The organism is Pedobacter sp. ASV28 (assembly GCF_016428855.1).
GTDB lineage: Bacteria > Bacteroidota > Bacteroidia > Sphingobacteriales > Sphingobacteriaceae > Pedobacter.
Genome location: NZ_JAELTN010000005.1, coordinates 66,821 through 83,668 on the forward strand (window position 1 = coordinate 66,821; position 16,848 = coordinate 83,668).

General features: G+C 39.2%; 8 protein-coding genes. All 8 read right to left on the reverse strand.

The genetic code is table 11. From position 1 onward, the window contains the following. Window positions 1-75: 75 nt before the first annotated feature. The 8 genes from feoB to JHD79_RS03020 all read right to left on the reverse strand — a co-directional run bounded on the left by feoB (window position 76) and on the right by JHD79_RS03020 (window position 16,678). The gene (gene feoB, locus JHD79_RS02985) at window positions 76-2,202 is read right to left on the reverse strand and encodes a ferrous iron transport protein B (RefSeq protein ID WP_199117751.1); all 2,127 of its coding nucleotides are present in this window, start codon (window positions 2,200-2,202) and stop codon (window positions 76-78) included. A 1-nt stretch (window position 2,203) separates the two neighbouring features. Then, window positions 2,204-2,419: a FeoA family protein gene (locus tag JHD79_RS02990; protein WP_199117667.1), complete on the reverse strand. Its 216-nt coding sequence runs from the start codon at window positions 2,417-2,419 to the stop codon at window positions 2,204-2,206. Between the two features lie 151 nt (window positions 2,420-2,570). Further along, window positions 2,571-5,375 carry an outer membrane beta-barrel family protein gene (locus JHD79_RS02995; protein WP_199117670.1) on the reverse strand — a complete coding sequence of 935 codons (2,805 nt, stop codon included), beginning with the start codon at window positions 5,373-5,375 and terminating at the stop codon, window positions 2,571-2,573. A gap of 266 nt (window positions 5,376-5,641) precedes the next feature. Beyond that, on the reverse strand, window positions 5,642-6,046 hold the full coding sequence (locus tag JHD79_RS03000; RefSeq protein ID WP_199117673.1) for a VanZ family protein: 405 nt from the start codon (window positions 6,044-6,046) through the stop codon (window positions 5,642-5,644). A 2-nt stretch (window positions 6,047-6,048) separates the two neighbouring features. Continuing rightward, window positions 6,049-6,429 carry a glycine cleavage system protein GcvH gene (gene gcvH, locus JHD79_RS03005; RefSeq protein ID WP_199117677.1) on the reverse strand — a complete coding sequence of 127 codons (381 nt, stop codon included), beginning with the start codon at window positions 6,427-6,429 and terminating at the stop codon, window positions 6,049-6,051. Window positions 6,430-6,502: 73 nt separating this feature from the next. Continuing rightward, the gene (gene sprA, locus JHD79_RS03010; protein ID WP_199117753.1) at window positions 6,503-13,531 is read right to left on the reverse strand and encodes a cell surface protein SprA; all 7,029 of its coding nucleotides are present in this window, start codon (window positions 13,529-13,531) and stop codon (window positions 6,503-6,505) included. A 146-nt stretch (window positions 13,532-13,677) separates the two neighbouring features. Further along, the gene (ruvA, locus tag JHD79_RS03015) at window positions 13,678-14,262 is read right to left on the reverse strand and encodes a Holliday junction branch migration protein RuvA (RefSeq protein WP_199117679.1); all 585 of its coding nucleotides are present in this window, start codon (window positions 14,260-14,262) and stop codon (window positions 13,678-13,680) included. 112 nt (window positions 14,263-14,374) lie between these two features. Then, window positions 14,375-16,678, reverse strand: a complete 2,304-nt coding sequence (locus JHD79_RS03020; protein ID WP_199117682.1) for an NADP-dependent malic enzyme — start codon at window positions 16,676-16,678, stop codon at window positions 14,375-14,377. Window positions 16,679-16,848 lie beyond the last annotated feature (170 nt).

The window sequence follows — 16,848 nt, forward strand, 5'->3', positions numbered from 1 at the left end:
AGATTTTTTTGATCAAAAAGTCCTCAACTACAGACAGAAAAGCCATTATAAAGCTATAATATTTTCATTTTCAGGTTACTTCAGCAACTGATAGGCAATCAAGGCGGCAACATAAGCCATTACCGTCATATACACCAATTGAATGATAGGCCATTTCCAGGATTTGGTTTCCCGGTAAACAATCGCTACGGTACTCATACACTGCATGGCGAAGGCATAAAATAACATCAGGGAAAAAGCTGCCGCAAAGGTGAATATTGGCAAGCCCGTTTCTGGATCCTTAGCCGCCCCGATCTTATCTCTTAACCTTAGTTCTCCCCCTTCACCATCCACACTATCTACACTATAGATGGTAGCCATAGTCCCCACAAAGGCTTCTCTGGCAGCAAACGAGGTAATAAGTGCAATCCCTATTTTCCAATCGTAGCCCAAGGGCTTAATCAATGGCTCTATGGTTTGTCCAACAATACCTGCATAAGAATTTTCCAGTTTTTCTGCCGCCCTATCTCTTTCCAATGAAGCCAACTGCACACTGTCTGTAGAAGTTGCTTCTATCGTTTCATATTTCTTTTCTATGGCAGCAAAACGTTGGCCAGGGCCATAAGAAGACATCACCCAAAGTACAATAGATATGGCAATAATTACCTTACCTGCCTCCATAACAAAGGTTTTGGATTTTTCATACATTGTGAACAGTACATTTTTCCAACGTGGCATCCTGTATACAGGCAATTCCATGATAAAGTATGACTTTTCTTTTGCTTTTAGGATGAACTTAAACACCAATGCAACCAATATTGCCGCAGTAATGCTAATTAGGTACATGGCCATTAAGGTTAGTCCCTGCAGATTAAAAAAGCCTAGTACTTTTTGATCGGGCACTACAAGTGAAATCAAAAGTGTATAAACAGGTAACCTTGCCGAACAGCTTACCAATGGTGTAACCATAATGGTAATAATCCTGTCTTTCCAACTTTCTATGTTTCGGGCGCTCATAATAGAAGGAACAGCGCAAGCAATTCCTCCAATCATAGGTACAACAGATTTCCCGCTCAAACCAAATTTACGCATTACCTTGTCCATCATAAACGTTACCCTGGCCATATAGCCTGTATCTTCCAAAATGGAGATCAAAGCAAATAAAATAGCAATCTGGGGAATAAAGATCACAATTCCACCAAGCCCTGCTACAACACCATCTAATAAGAGGTCGGTTAGCACACCTGCAGGCAGATGTTCATGCCCAAATGCCGTTAACCATACAAAGGCTTCCTCTATTAAATCCATTGGATAAGATGACCAGGAAAAAATAGCATTGAAAATAAAAAACAGAATAAAAAAGAAAATAATAAAACCCCAAATACGATGGGTCAATATCGAATCCAATTTATCGGTAAGCGTGAATTTTCTGGCGGCCCCAGTATCTACCACTACATCACTTAAAATTGTACTTAAATGTTTATAGCGCGCTACCGTTTCCTGTCCTTGTAATTTTACAGTATCAAAACCGTGGGCCTTCTCAATGGCCTCTATGGCTTCTTGTTGTTTGCCAGAAAAGAATGTTAGATGTTCATGTTGATGCAATACCTGAAGTGCATAGTAATCATTATCGGTATCGATCTCTTTTTTAATTGCCTCTATGGCTGTTGGTGCTAATTCAGCAACTGCCACACCTTTATTTTGGGTAGCAATTGGGGTCATTTGGGCTATCGCCTGTTTTAGTTCAGTTAAACCATCGCCCTTTCTAGCAGAAACGGTTACCACCTGTATTCCCAAACGTTGGGCCAGTTTATCTTTATCTATACTTATGCCTTCTTTCTTGGCCATATCGGCCATATTGAGCACCAACAGCATAGGAATACCCAAATCTGCCACTTGCGAATAAAGCAGCAAGTTACGTCTAAGGTTGGTCGAATCAGCCACCAAAACTACCACATCTGGATAGCTGGCATTATTTTTATCTGCTAATACCTGGAAAACAATGCTTTCATCCTTGCTTTTAGGATAAAGACTATAGGTACCTGGCAGGTCAATGATTTCAGTGGTCTGTCCTTGCGAAAGTCTGCAATATCCGATTTTTTTATCAACCGTTATTCCTGGGAAATTACCTATTTTTTGGTTCAGCCCAGTTAAAAGGTTAAACAAGGTAGATTTTCCAGTATTCGGATTACCGACTAATGCAACTTTTAAATCAGCCAAAATATTATTGAATTATAATTACCGCAGCCTCACTTTTACGTAAACAGAGTTGATATCCTGCTACCCGAATGGCAATTGGATCTCCTAGCGGGGCATACCTTTCCACCTCTACAATTTCACCCGGCAAGCAACCCATCTCCATTAATTTCACAGACATCTCTACATCTGTAAAGGAAACGATTATACCTTTTTGTCCCGGATTTAATTGCGAAAGTTTCATACAAAATATGTTATTTATGCAAAAAGGCTACATTTTGCCCCCTTACAATTTGGCTGCAATTTAACCCTTATTTATATCAAATCCAAATAAAGACTTGTAACAAAAATAGCCATCAAAAATTTGATGGCTATCGGTTATTTTATGATTTTGCTTAGAATCCGCCTGGTCTTCCTCCACCTCCAAATCCTCTTTGGCCACCCTGACCTTGTCTATTGTTGTTCATGTTCATTCCTGCAATGCTGCTCAACGAGTAGGTAAACGAGAACATGAAATAACGTTTCAATACATTAAAGTTCTGGTCAACAATCTGATTGGCATTAGCCGTACGAGAAATACCTGTATTCTCATTAAACAAATCGTTTACCGATAATTTAAAGGTTCCTTTGTTTTTAAAGAACTGGCGACTGATGTAGGCATTTACCTGCGTAAAGCTGGTATTATATTCCCCCCTGCCGGTATATCTGTTATAGGTCGCATCTGTCTGTAAGCGGATATTTCCAGGAAACACGTAGCTTATATCGATATTAGGCGATAGTGTATAGAAGTTTGTCGTTTCTCCCAAAGTGTAACTACTATGGTCCCATCTTCCAGAAACACCTGCGATTAAATCTAGTTTGTCCAGATTAGAAACCAACTTATAACCATTGCTCAAGCCAATGGTTTTGGTAACATTTTCTTGCCCATCGGCAATATTTGTTGAGTGGTTAAAAGAGCTTCCGGCATTGATCTGTAAATTAAGCTTATTTCCTTTAATGATAGGCAAGCCCAGGTTACCAAAGATGTTCGCATTATAATTCCCTTTAACATTCAAATAGCCAGTTTCTATTTTACCAAAATCTTCAGATGTTGGATCATTAATTACTCGTTGTGTGTTTCCAAAATCATTAAAAGTCTGTGTAATAAATGCACCCAAAAACAAGGTACGATAGCTGGCAAAATCGAAATTGTTATAAAAAATCCTTAAGTTATTGGAGAACGAAGGTTTTAAATCTGGGTTACCCAACGGTACGCTCTGCGTATTGGTATTATCACGTACAGGCTGTATCTGGTCAATGCTTGGCTGGTTGGTTCTACCATCATACCTGATGTTTAAACGCTTACTATTACTAAAATTATATCTAAATTGTGCTGTAGGCGTCACATTAACAAAATTCTGTTTAAACAAAAGTCCAGTGGTCAAATTATCGTTGGTACGATTGGTAAGCTGTCCGGCCACACCTACATTCCAGTTATATTTCTTCTCGTTTTTATTGAAACTGAAACCTACCGCATTGGTCCAAGTAGTGTTTTCAAACTCATTACTATAGTTTATATCAAGAAGATCATACTGTTGTGTTACATTATTAAAATTGTAGGTAAAACGCCTTCTGTTATCTTTCAGATAACCGTTCTGATAGTTAAGTTCAAGACTTAATGTTTTCGACAATGGCTCTGTATATACCAATCTAGAAGTATTGCTAAAAGATTTCGTATTGTTATCATTCAATAGGTTTCTATCACGGATATCGATTGGACCTGTTGGAGGAGTTAATGTTTCCGGATTTATGTTGTAGTTATCAGCATCACTATCGTTAATATTCGTATTAACGTTTAGTGACAAAGTACGGCCTCTACGCAAAAATTTCCTCCTCAGCAATAAATTGTTGCTTATAGATGGAGACGTAGAACCCGTGATTAAATTTTGAGAGCCTAAAGCATTACCAGCCAGGTTATTTCTACTATAATTGGTAAAGCTATTGGCTGAATTATCCGTATATGAAATATTGGGCTGAACCCTAATTGAAGTAGCAGAATCCAATTTGGTGTCGATCATGAAATTTAAGCGATGGTTTAAACGCTTGGTTGTACTTTCCGCATCTTCTAAACTGGTTACCACATCGTTTCCAATAAACCTTTGCGTGTTAGAGGTATTAACATTAAACAAAGACGTTTTGTTAAAGAAATAGCTGGCATTGAATTGGGTACCATCATCATAAGTATCGGCAAAGTTAATACCCGCCGCATTGGTAGTCGTAATGCCCTGCTGCTGGCCTGCTCCACCAAACATCATTCCACGGCCACCGCCGCCAAAACCACCGCCACCGCCAATTCCACCACCAAAATTTTGCTTGTTTACATTATTAAACTGCCCGATCAAGGAAAGCTGTTGGTTTTTATCGAAACGGTTAATACTAAGGTTTACATCATATCTATCATCAGTACCATAACCTACACTGTTATTACCCACATATCCTTTATTTTTGATCCCATTCTTGGTCACGATGTTCAAGATCTTTTCACGGTTACCGTCATCCACACCAGAGAATTTAGACTGTTCTGACATCTCATCAATGATCTGGATTTTATCTACCATATCGGCAGGCAAGTTTCTGGTGGCCAGCAAAGGGTCATTTCCCATAAAATCTTTGCCATCAACCTTCACTCTCTTAATGGTCTCTCCCTGTGTAGTAACCGTTCCATCTTTCGATACTTCTACACCCGGAACCTTTTTCAATAGATCTTCTACAACAGAGTTTTCCTTAACCTTTAAGGTAGAGGCATTTATTTCCAAAGTATCTTTTTTAACCACTACAGGCGGTGTTTCCCCTTTAATTTCCACACCTTTCAAGGTTACCCCTGTATCTTCCATCACTAGCTCGCCAAAGTTGAGGTTTGGAGAAGAAGCGGTCAGCTCAAAATCTTTATTAATAGATTTCAACCCTAGATAAACTACATATAATCTATATTTACCTGCAGCAATATTACTTATGGAAAATGTACCATTACTTGCGGTAGAAGTGGCGCCTACTACACTTGAATCGCTTAGTTTTTTAATAGCTATGGAAGCATAGTCTATCGCGCTTCTATCTTGTCCATTCAACACCTTTCCCGTAACGGTTCCCTGTGCTTGTGCAAGTGAAATACTTGCGGCAAACAGGATGGTAAAAAACAATAATTTTTGTACTAATTTATTCATTTGTCTGTTTATAATTTTTATGAAATTACTTTATCAGACTTTTTAAAGCCTGAAAGGTTTGTTAAGAAATGTTAAAAGGGCAGTAACATTTTAAATACAACTAACTTTATCGTTACATTGAGAAGAGAACGTAAACATCCCTTACCAATAAAAAGTTAAATTATCTGCTTTGATAGCGCGAATGAGGTATTTTAGGACACTTACAGCTAGGTTTAAAAATGCTGCAAGAACTGAAGAGCATCAATATAAAAAAAACGGCAATGAGATTAAACCCTTTCATTATAGTTCGATAAATGTAACAAAACATAACTGAATACCCCCATTAAACAGCCTATCATGTCGCAACCAAAATCCCACCATTCCGCAGAACGATAGGTAAAAACTTTCCACTGCAACAATTCTATCCCTCCACCAATTACAGCAGAAATAAGAATTATTTTAAAGATAGTCAGGGATCGGAAACTATAATTATGTTGGTATTTTATTTTCCCGTAAAAAAGTAGAATAGTCAGCACATAAAAAAAGCCCAAATGTGCCAATTTATCAAACCCAGTAAAAAAGAAACCAGAGCTACCTTGGCTACTAGATAAATCTATATTACAAAGCACCAGAATAACGGCAGTCCAAGCAACAGCCCAACCTTGGTATTTTAGTGCTTTGTAATTACTCATATTTAAGCGCCTACTAGGGCTTTGTATTCAGTAGCACTTAGCAGACCATCAACATCGGCCACATTACTTAAAGTAACCTTTACCATCCAACCTTTTCCATAAGGATCTGTATTTACCAACTCTGGATTATCATTTAACTCGGCATTAAATTCTTCTATCGTAGCTGTTATAGGCATGAACAGGTCAGAAACTGTTTTTACGGCTTCAACAGTACCAAAAACATCTTCTTTCGCTACTTCAGCACCTACAGTATTAATATCTATATAAACAATATCACCCAATTCACGTTGTGCGAAATCTGTAATACCTATAGTGGCTTCGTTACCTGATACTTTTACCCACTCGTGGTCTTTTGTATACTTTAATTCTGATGGAAAGTTCATTGCTATATTCGTTTGTTTTTAATATGATAAATATATGGGACAAAGTTAATTATTTATGGCAATTGTAGGTTTACTAATTTAAGGTTATTCGCAAACTAAAACCAAAATTGCTAAATGAAGTATTGAACGATTGCGAGGTATATGGTTTGGTAATATTCGAATCATAAAATACCTTGACATTAAAACGTTGGTTAAGCACATAATCAACACTTGGACGCAAGGTAATGTTCTTGGCACCAGAAGACACTTCCGCTTCGGTAACGTCTGCCCTATAAATTACCGTCTTGTTATCCCTTACCGAAACATCAAGCTTAAAATCCATATTATTATCCATCTTCATTTGCTTAAACAAGCCAAATGGAAAACGGAATTTTGTGGTACGATAGCCCAAGCCAAATACGATATTATTTTCAGACAGGTGTGCCAGTTGGCTGTTCGATAGGCTCAAGGCTAACAAACGGGTTCTATTGATTTCGAAATTGGCGGTCAGGTTATTCTTAAATCGCGTATCTACACCAATCAAAGGTGCAAATTGTTCGGAAATGCTTACCTGAGCGAATTGATAATAGGGCAAGAAATTATTGCTTACATCCCTACTATTCACAAAACCATTTACTTCTTCATACTTCAACAAGCTATTAAAACCATTTATGCTATAAGTTGAACGATAGCCATGTCTTAAGCTCAGCTCAGAGAAACGATCTGCGATATAAGGAATTTTAGTCAGTCCGGCATAGGTGAGCCTCCAGTTTGGCAATGGTATTTTTGGCAAACTATTCAAACTCGAAGAATTAGCATCTTTACCTGTATAAGCTGCTATAAAAGCCGAAACCACCACATCCTGTGCATTCTTATCATAACCATCTGCATAGCCATTATTCACCCCAATAGAATTTGGGTTTAAACTCCCCAAACGGCGCGAAATAATTACCCTGTTATCCATAAACTCATTGAAAACACTAGAGAGCACACTTCCACTCTTATCCTTAAATGCTGTAGCCAAAGAAATGATAGACACACTATAATCGCCAGTTGTGTTTGGACTTAGGTTTCTGAACGAGGCCGTTGTATTATCATATTTAAAGTTCGAGGAATAATTCAAGGTCCTGTTCTTACTTGCGGTCAAAGTAATCTTCAAATCCCTTAAAGGTTCTATGGTACTGGTTAGCTGAAAATCTTCACGTAAGGTATTCACATACAGCTGCACCTGTTGGTCATCCATGGTAAGCCAACCATTGTTCAAGGCCATTTCTCTAATATCCCTCTGACTACCGAACACAAAGCCCAGACCTGGTGCACCCGTCACATCGTCAATACCAAAGAACTTGGTTTTTGGCAAATAACCCGGCAAAAAGGTACCCTTAGTTTGGGTAAAGGCTACGTTTACATTTTTTATACTCGTCAGTATGCCCAACATCAATTTAGAGAACTTGAACACTGTATCCCTATTATTTAGGCTCCTCCTCATAAAACCGAACTTATTATATAAAGAAACCATATTAAGGGTAGGGTTAACCTGAATGGTTCTCGAGTTCTGAATGGTATTTCCTAAGTTAATGGTCGGATCGTTCAAGGTAGACAGGGCTTCTGTCTGCCAGTTGAAGGTCGTTCCATAAGTAGTCGCTACGCTCACCCAATCGAAACCAGGTATCTTGCCAATGGGTAAATTGTACCTTACGTTAAGGCTGTGGTTATAATTGGTGTTACGTCCCAAGCCTTTAAGGTTATTCCATAAGGTATCTCGTTTTAACCCTTCAATTCGTCCATCAGGTTCATCAATGATCGAATAATTGGTGGCATCGAAATCTAAACTCAAAGATTTGGTCAGGTCCCAAGCTATACCATAAACTCGGGTCACCAAAAAATTCTTGTTAAAGGTGGTGTTGATCGGGATATAGTTATTTGGATCATTATTTCTCAACGTATTTTCAGAATAGAAACGGTCAAAGTCAATTCTGAAGTTGATGGAATTCGGCATCAATGTAAAATTGAACTCTTTTAAGAGTTTTAGGCTATTCGATTTGATGATCTTGTCAAATGGCTGATAATTTTTGGCATTATAGGTATAATTATAGGCTAAAGAAGCTTTATAGGTATGCTGTAAATTATTTTCATTGATAAAATCACGATGGGAAAGCTTGGTCTGTGCATAGGAAATATTAAAGTTTTCAATATCCCACAGCCTCACTCTTGAATCTTCTTTGGTACGCTCTTTTCTAATGTTGGTAAATGCAATGCTGCTTCTGGTGGTATAATCCTGTGCAAAATTAAGTATTGAGTCTCTTTGGGCCTTATTTGCATTATCCAAGGCCTTTGACAATTCGATATCTGGTGTTCTAGGATCAAATTGTGGTGTAGCGATCTGCTTTGAATAGCTCACAAACATAGGAATTTTCACGCCGCTTTTTTGAGGTAGCAACTTGCCCAATTCTATATTTGATGAAATATCAAATGCAGTATTATCAGACCTGCTGCGGTCACTTACCTTGCTATCTAAAGTTCCAAAGCCTATGGTAGATTTGGTTCCAGATACATTTACGTCGGCAAAATCAGCTAGTTTGGCGCTCATTCGGGCTGTGGCTGCCCAGCCTCCGCGTTCGTCAAATTCTGTTAAGCGCAGTTCATTGAACCAAGCCTGTGCATATTTGGCCAAACCATCATCATTTGGAGAAGCGTCAATTCCATTTTTCCAAGGGTTCTTAAGTCCGAGCATATACACCCGCACCTTACTCATATCGGGCTGTCCCTTAACAATAATAGTATGCCTGCCGTTCGTATATTTATAAGGGATGTTAATAGGCCAGCCGGAATTATTACGGGCTATTTTAGCTTTTTGAAACAACTCAAGCTCAATATCCAGCTTGTTCTCTTCAGGCCATATGGCATACGGATCACTAGTACCCGGCAAGGTCACTTTTAAGGGCTGGTTATATTCATAGTAGTTGTCATCGTTATCTGTTCCAATACGCAAAAACACATTTACGTCGTTATTTTCTAAGGGATGAATGCCGTCACCTTCCAAATGGACATACATTTCCAGTCGCTTGTAAGACCTAAAGTCGTTAATGGCCGTTTTAAATGCCGCCCTTCCGTAGCCATCTTTCAAATCTTTAACAATGAAAGATAGTGACTGTTCATTTTGGCGTGTGTCTCCCCTGTAATTGCTAAAATCTCTTTCCCTTTCTATGCCCGGTGGCACCACATAAGGAATTGGGGTTCTCTTACCGTTCTCTTCAATATTTACCGTGCCCAGTTCCAAGGTAGAGTTATCTGCCGGTGCTGGTACAAGACCTGGGTCGACAATTACCTTATTGCTTTCGTTCTTGGCATTATATTGTCTCCACTCTCCGCGTACAAATTGTATTTTGGCAAATCTTAAAACCGCAGTATCTGCAAAATTGGTCATGAACATCCTTACAAATCGGATCGATTTAAAGTCTTGAATATTTCCATATTTTTGCTCGTACTGTGCCAAAGGAATCCTGACTTGATACCAGGTGGCATTTTGGGTCTGTCCGTTGGCCAATTTAACCTGCGAAACCACTTTATCTGTTACAAAATTTTGTCCAACGATTAAATCACCTGGACGCATAGATATCTTATATTGATAATATTCGTCTGATTGGGTCATATTGTTGTCCCGGTTTACATCTTCTCCGTCGGGCAAAGAAGTAGAAGCCGAGTTTTCTAATCCCAATTCATCCATAGACTGTTGAGAGGTTTTCGAGTTTCCCTCTACACCATTATAGTTCTGATAGCGCTTTAAGATACCCGCGTTAGATTGATCTAATAGTTCTCCCCTAAAATAGGAATAGTCATCAGATGAAGGGTCATTATCAAAAGCTAGTGCGGCATCTGGATTGAGCTGTGCCTTAATTTGGCTAATCTGAGAGGCAAATTTTGCTCTTTCGTTCGCATTTGATAAGCCGTCCAGACCTACATCTTGTGCTCGTCTTACATTGGGATCATTATCAAAAACCTGGACAACCGGTTGTAGCTTGGCTACCCTACCCCAACTCGTTTCATCATACTTCGTCGGATCGTCGGTGGCCGGCAGTCCATTTTCAATAGATTTTCTTCCGTCTTTTAAGATATCTTCTGAAATATTACCAATATTAAAATACAGGTCACCACCTTGCGAACCCGGCTTATACATAAAGGGATCCATTACCCAAAGCTCTATATACTCGATATTCTGCGCCTCAAAGTCATTAACATCTACCCTTCTCATTAATCCCGCCCACCTGTTTCTTGGATTCTGCAAAGTGCCATCTGCATTAAAGCCCGTAGGCGTAAAATTATAAGGTCCTCTTAGCATCGGATAATAAGCCAGATCTAAGGTCTGCAGGGTGACGGCCTGTCCCGTACTGATCTGCTTAAACGGAAAAACCTCCTGCTCCAAAACTTCCCTTACATAATGGTTAGAAAGTTCTGTTTTATTATTTCTGAGGTTGGCCGGAATTTGTGCTGTACCACCCCTGTTGTAGAAAATAGGATCTATATTGTAAAAAGCAACTTTGGCACGATTATAACCATATCTTAAATCATCTGAAAACTGAGATTCGGTAAACAATTGTGGTGTTCCGGAAATCTGCCAGGAAATGGCGCTCTTCAAATCGATTACCGAACGTGAAGCTTCAAAATCGTCAATGTAACTGGTACCGCCTTTACTACCGCCCATATTTAAGGCAGAAGGATGTCCTGGTACCAATTGCGCGAACTCTCCATAGAAAGTAATGGTCGACTTCTCCTTGGTAGAGATCAAGGGAAGCTTATCAATCATTTTGGTTAAAAACCTTGAGGGCGAAGAATAGTTCAAATCTAAGCCCCATATGGTATTGGATATAGGCTCTTCTCCATAATTCACTTTGGGCGTAATTGGCCTTTCTGTGAGGTTCATAAAGGTACCCCCTATATTGAGTTTGTTATTTACCCTATAATCGCCCCTTACACCAAATAACGAACGCTGTTGCAGTCCAAATAATTCATTATTTTCGGTCGATATTCTAATTGACTGACCAGAGCTCAACAAGGCGGTATTCAGAATTTTAACCCGTCCACCCATATAGTCGACCGTAAAATCAGCGCCTTCTACCAAAGGAATACTACCCAGGTAAACCTTTACAGAACCTTCAGGTACATTAATAGCATTTAGGCTAAATTCTGAAGAGATGTCGGATTGGTAATTCCCTTTGATGATGTAACGGTTTTTATCGGGGAACAATTGCTGGGCAACTACTTTAGTAGAATCGTACAATTGCGGATAGGTATATTTAGTGATGAGCCCTTGCTCTGTCGCTTGATTAAATTGAGCACCTAGGTCCTTACCAAAAGGTTCTATAAAAGGAAAAATGATCCGGCCATTTTGTGGATCGATAGTAACATAACCATTATTCGTATTTCCACTAAGTGTAGAGATAGAGCTGCTAGGAAAGCCAGTATTGGAAGAGTTTCCAGTATTTTGTGTTGAACTAAAAGGTTTATTTTCGGCTTCAAAATCGAACACTCCGTCTGGTTTACGTTCTTTTTGAGGATTTAACCGATCTAACCCAGTAGCGTTGATCCAAATTTTATTTAGGGTATTTTGCCCTTCGGTAATCACTGCCCTCTCTACCCCAGAGGTTTCATCCAATCTAAAGATGTCCAACTTAAAATTTTGATTACTGATTTGATAACCCCCAATATTATAGATGTTTTTCATCATCAAATCCCATATGGGAAGGTTGGTTTTGGTTGTTTCATTTTTCAGCAACTTGGCATAGAGCAGATTTGGGGCATTTTGGTCAAAGGGCACATCAGTAGAGAACTCACCCACCTGATATTCTACCCCATTATAAGTATAACGATAGGCCACAGCCAAAAGTTCATCCGTATTTAGCTGTGTATTTAAGGATATATAACCCAATTGAGGTTGAAAATTAAACTCTCTTTCGGTTAATTTCCTGGCATAAGTGATTTTGGCAAAATTATCCGTGGCTTCGGTGGCTGTGTTTGTCTTAAAATAATTGAGAATTCCATTTCCATTAGAAAGTTTGGCCCCTGCAGGTAGATTACGTAACAAGTCGTTAGACTGTTGAGGAAAATTAGTATTGCTAAATCCAGAAGGTAATACCGAACCTCCCCCTGTAACTAAGCCCCCAATAGCCACCGAGTTGTACGGTGTATTTTCTCCTAAATCTATAAACCCGAGCACATCTCTCGAATCGGTAGTATTGCCAGTTTTATTAGTGACCCATACCTCTATTTTGGTAATTAAAATCCCAGAAAGGACAGTAGGGGGGTTGGCAAGGGCCCTATTGTAATTATCCCTAAAATACTGCGCCAAAAAATAGTGCTTGTTGGCCTCATACTCGCTCCCACTAATCCTATATTCGTTTTGCTGTGCTCCGTTGCTAATTTCAATCTGCTTAGATTGCGATTTCTGTTGGGAAAACACGGTCGTTAAACCCAACTTGCCAAATTGCAATTGGGTTTTAATCCCAAAAAGTGCCTGTGTGCCGCTAATTAATGAGGTATTTAGCGGTAAACTTACATTTCCAGCTTCTATTTTCTTAATAATATCATCAGGTCCACCTGTATAGTCTAATTTAACCTGGTTTTCAAAATCAAACTGCGCTTCGGTATTGTAGTTCATTTTGATTTTCATTTTTGTACCAATGTTCCCCACCACATCCATCTGAATACGCTGGTTAAAATCAAAATTGCTCTGCACCCGCTGTCTTTCATTAAAAAGCGGATTTTCATTTTTATTGATACGACCTAGAAAAGTAAGCTCCGCTTCTCCACTAGGCTGTATATCAATACTCGTTCCACCAAAGATCTTTTCAAAAACACGGCTATTGATCTTCACCTCTGGAATAATGCCCGTTTTACGGATATCGGCTACTTCGGCATTAGACAATAAGCGCCAGTTATCTCGCTTGATCTCGCTATTGATGAGACGTAGATATTGTTCAACGGTAAGGTACTGCGGTAGCGAATACAGCTTATCGCCAACACGTTCGGTAATTACATAACGATTGTTAACCGCATCGTATTCTACCTCACGTTTAATGTTTTGTGGTAATACCAAAAAGGGATTCGTATAGGTACGTAATCCCATGATTTGCTTTTCTTTAATGTTGAAAGAATTCTTGGCCGAATCGATTCGCGGTCCCACATTGTTTACTTGAGAGAGCGAATTCTTGCCCACAAAAAGGCATACCAATAAAACAAAATAGGTAAGTTTGTTTGTCAATCGTGGTTTATTTATAAATTCTTCAATGCTATTTTAATCATCTGCTCAACCGTCAAATCTCCTTCCGCTTTTTTGATCACATTATCCAACGCTTTTTCAGCCACTTGCTTCCCAAAGCCAAGCATGATTAAAGCAGATAACGCTTCATCTTTAATTGTATTATGAACAGGCATAGAAATTAATGATTCTATACCTTCTTTCTTTAGTTTGTCTTGTAGTTCGAGTACTATTCTTTGGGCCGATTTAGCCCCTATGCCTTTAATCTTCTGAATCAATGCCACATCGGCATTTACTATGGCTTGCTGGATTTCAACTGGAGTAATTGACGACAGCATCATCCTACAAGTTGTTGGTCCAATGCCCGATACAGATATCAGATGCAAGAAAAGTTTCCTTTCTCCTTCATCAGAAAACCCATAAAGGGTATGCGCATCTTCTTTTACATGTAACCATGTATAAATTTTACAACGCTCGGCACTGCCCAAGGCGGTATAAGTGTTCAGCGATATATTGATGTGATAACCAACACCTCCTGCTTCTACAACAACATAGGTTGGACATTTGAATGTCAGCTTCCCATCAATATATGCATACATAGTGCTAAGTTAACAGTTAAAAAGCCAAAAATCAAAAATTAAAGATAGTTGGCTTTTTAATGATCTATCTGTCCTATCATAATCGCGAGATTACGACGAAAAGACCGTTTAATTATTTCTTTTTAAACAATCCCTTTCTTTTGGGTTCGGCTTCTTCCTTTGCTTGTACATCTAATACGGCAATGGTGACCATATTCACAATTTCCCTTACCGAGCTACCCAACTGCACAATATGAACTGGTTTTTTCAACCCCAATAAAATTGGGCCTACTGCCTCTGCACCTCCAAGCTCTTGTAAAAGCTTATAGGCAATATTTCCCGATTCTAAATTAGGAAACACCAAGGTATTTGCAGGTGCGTCTGCTAATCTACTAAAAGGAAAATTATCTTTCAGCATTGAATTATTAATTGCGAAATTTCCTTGCATTTCTCCATCTACAAGTATCTCAGGGTACTTTTCATGAAGAACCTTAACCGCTTTCCTGGTTTTTTCTGGAATTACGCCTTCATTAGAACCAAAGTTTGAGTAGGAAAGCAGGGCTATTCTTGGTTGGATATTAAATTTTCTAACCGATTTTTCGAGCAATAGGGTAAGATCTACCAGTTCTTCAACGGTTGGATCTACATTTACTGTGGTATCTCCGAAGAAGACAGGACCTTTCTCTGTCATCATCATATACATTCCCGCCACCCGGCTTACACCCTCTTCTGTACCTATAATTTGCAACGCTGGCTTAATGGTAGTTGCATAATTTTTGGTTAGGCCCGAAACCATCGCATCGGCTTCTCCAAACTCTACCATTGAAGAACCAAAATAATTCCTGTCGCGCATCTTTTTAACCGCTTCGGTTAAGGTTACCCCTCTTCTTTGCCTTTTCTCATACAACGACTGTGCATATTTCTGTGTTCTTTCGGTCTCTAAAGCCGGATCGATAATTTGTACCCCTTCCAATTCTAAAGCATTCTCCTCTATAATGGCTTGGATTTTTTCTTTATTGCCCAATAAAATTGGGATAGCGATATTATCGTCTTTAACAATTTGGGCCGCTTTTAGAATTTTATAATTATCGGCTTCTGCAAAGACTACACGCTTAGGATCTGACTTGGCTTTGTTGGTAATGGCACGCATAATGGCATCATCTGTGCCCAAACGATGTTTAAGTTCTTCTGCATACGCATCCCAATCGGTAATGACCTTACGGGCCACACCGCTTTCAATTGCCGCTTTTGCCACTGCCATAGAAACGTTGGTCATCAAACGGAAATCCATAGGTTTAGGAATGATATAATCCTTACCAAATTTAATATTTTTAGCATTATAGGCCATATTTACGGCCTCTGGGACAGATTTTTTAGCCAATTCGGCAATAGCCCTTACCGCAGCAATCTTCATCTCCTCATTAATGGCTGTTGCCCTCACGTCTAATGCACCTCTGAATATATAAGGGAAGCCCAATACGTTATTCACTTGGTTAGGATAGTCTGAACGGCCTGTAGCCATGATGATATCCTTGCGGGAGTTGATCGCCAAATCGTAGGCAATTTCGGGATCAGGATTGGCCATGGCCATTACAATAGGGTTTTTGGCCATCGATTTCAGCATATCAACCGATACGCAATCAGCTGAAGAAAGACCGATGAACACATCCGAATCTTTCATGGCCTCTTCCAATGTATGTAGATCTCTAGTGGTAACGAACTCTTTTTTAATTGGATCGATATTTTGACGATCTGCACGTATCACACCACTTCTATCGCACATTACGATATTCTCTTTTTTGGCACCCAAAGCCACATATAAACGTGAACAGGAAATAGCCGCGGCACCCGCACCATTTACCACGATCTTGATCTTGTCCATTTTCTTTTTCTGCAGTTCACAGGCATTTAGCAATGCTGCCGCAGAGATGATGGCCGTACCGTGCTGGTCGTCGTGCATCACCGGAATGTTCATTTCTTCTTTAAGCCTACGCTCTATTTCGAAACATTCTGGCGCTTTGATATCTTCTAAGTTAATTCCGCCAAAGGTCGGTTCCAGTGCTTTAACGATCTTTACAAACTCATCTACATTCTTAGTATCCAATTCCAGGTCAAAAACATCGATATCGGCAAAGATTTTAAATAGTAGTCCTTTGCCTTCCATTACCGGCTTACCTGCTTCAGGACCAATATCACCAAGTCCTAAAACTGCAGTACCATTACTTATTACGGCTACCAGGTTTCCTTTTGCGGTGTATTTATAAACATCTTCTTTATTTTCTGCAATTTTTAAACAAGGTTCTGCTACACCTGGCGAGTAGGCCAATGTTAAATCTCTCTGCGAAGAATACGGTTTAGTTGGTATTACTTCGATTTTTCCGGGCCGCCCTTGCGAGTGGTAATCTAAAGCATCTTGTTTTCTGTTAATCTTGCTCATTTTTTAATCATTTGTAGCGGCCAAAGTTACAATTTTTTTGAGGATACAATTTCTTTTTTATTAATCCTAATGGAGTGGCAACAAGTTGTAAGGCCCATGAATTTAGTCTGTATAAATGACAAAAGGGACCGAAAGTCCCCTTTGTCAATAAAAAATGGAATGAATTAACA

What these genes read in the sequence shown, in the direction of transcription:
- JHD79_RS03020 (WP_199117682.1), bottom strand. Translation starts at nt 16,678, where the DNA reads ATGAGCAAGATTAACAGAAAACAAGATGCTTTAGATTACCACTCGCAA.
- JHD79_RS03000 (WP_199117673.1), bottom strand. Translation starts at nt 6,046, where the DNA reads ATGAGTAATTACAAAGCACTAAAATACCAAGGTTGGGCTGTTGCTTGG.
- ruvA (WP_199117679.1), bottom strand. Translation starts at nt 14,262, where the DNA reads ATGTATGCATATATTGATGGGAAGCTGACATTCAAATGTCCAACCTAT.
- JHD79_RS02990 (WP_199117667.1), bottom strand. Translation starts at nt 2,419, where the DNA reads ATGAAACTTTCGCAATTAAATCCGGGACAAAAAGGTATAATCGTTTCC.
- sprA (WP_199117753.1), bottom strand. Translation starts at nt 13,531, where the DNA reads ATGGGATTACGTACCTATACGAATCCCTTTTTGGTATTACCACAAAAC.
- gcvH (WP_199117677.1), bottom strand. Translation starts at nt 6,429, where the DNA reads ATGAACTTTCCATCAGAATTAAAGTATACAAAAGACCACGAGTGGGTA.
- JHD79_RS02995 (WP_199117670.1), bottom strand. Translation starts at nt 5,375, where the DNA reads ATGAATAAATTAGTACAAAAATTATTGTTTTTTACCATCCTGTTTGCC.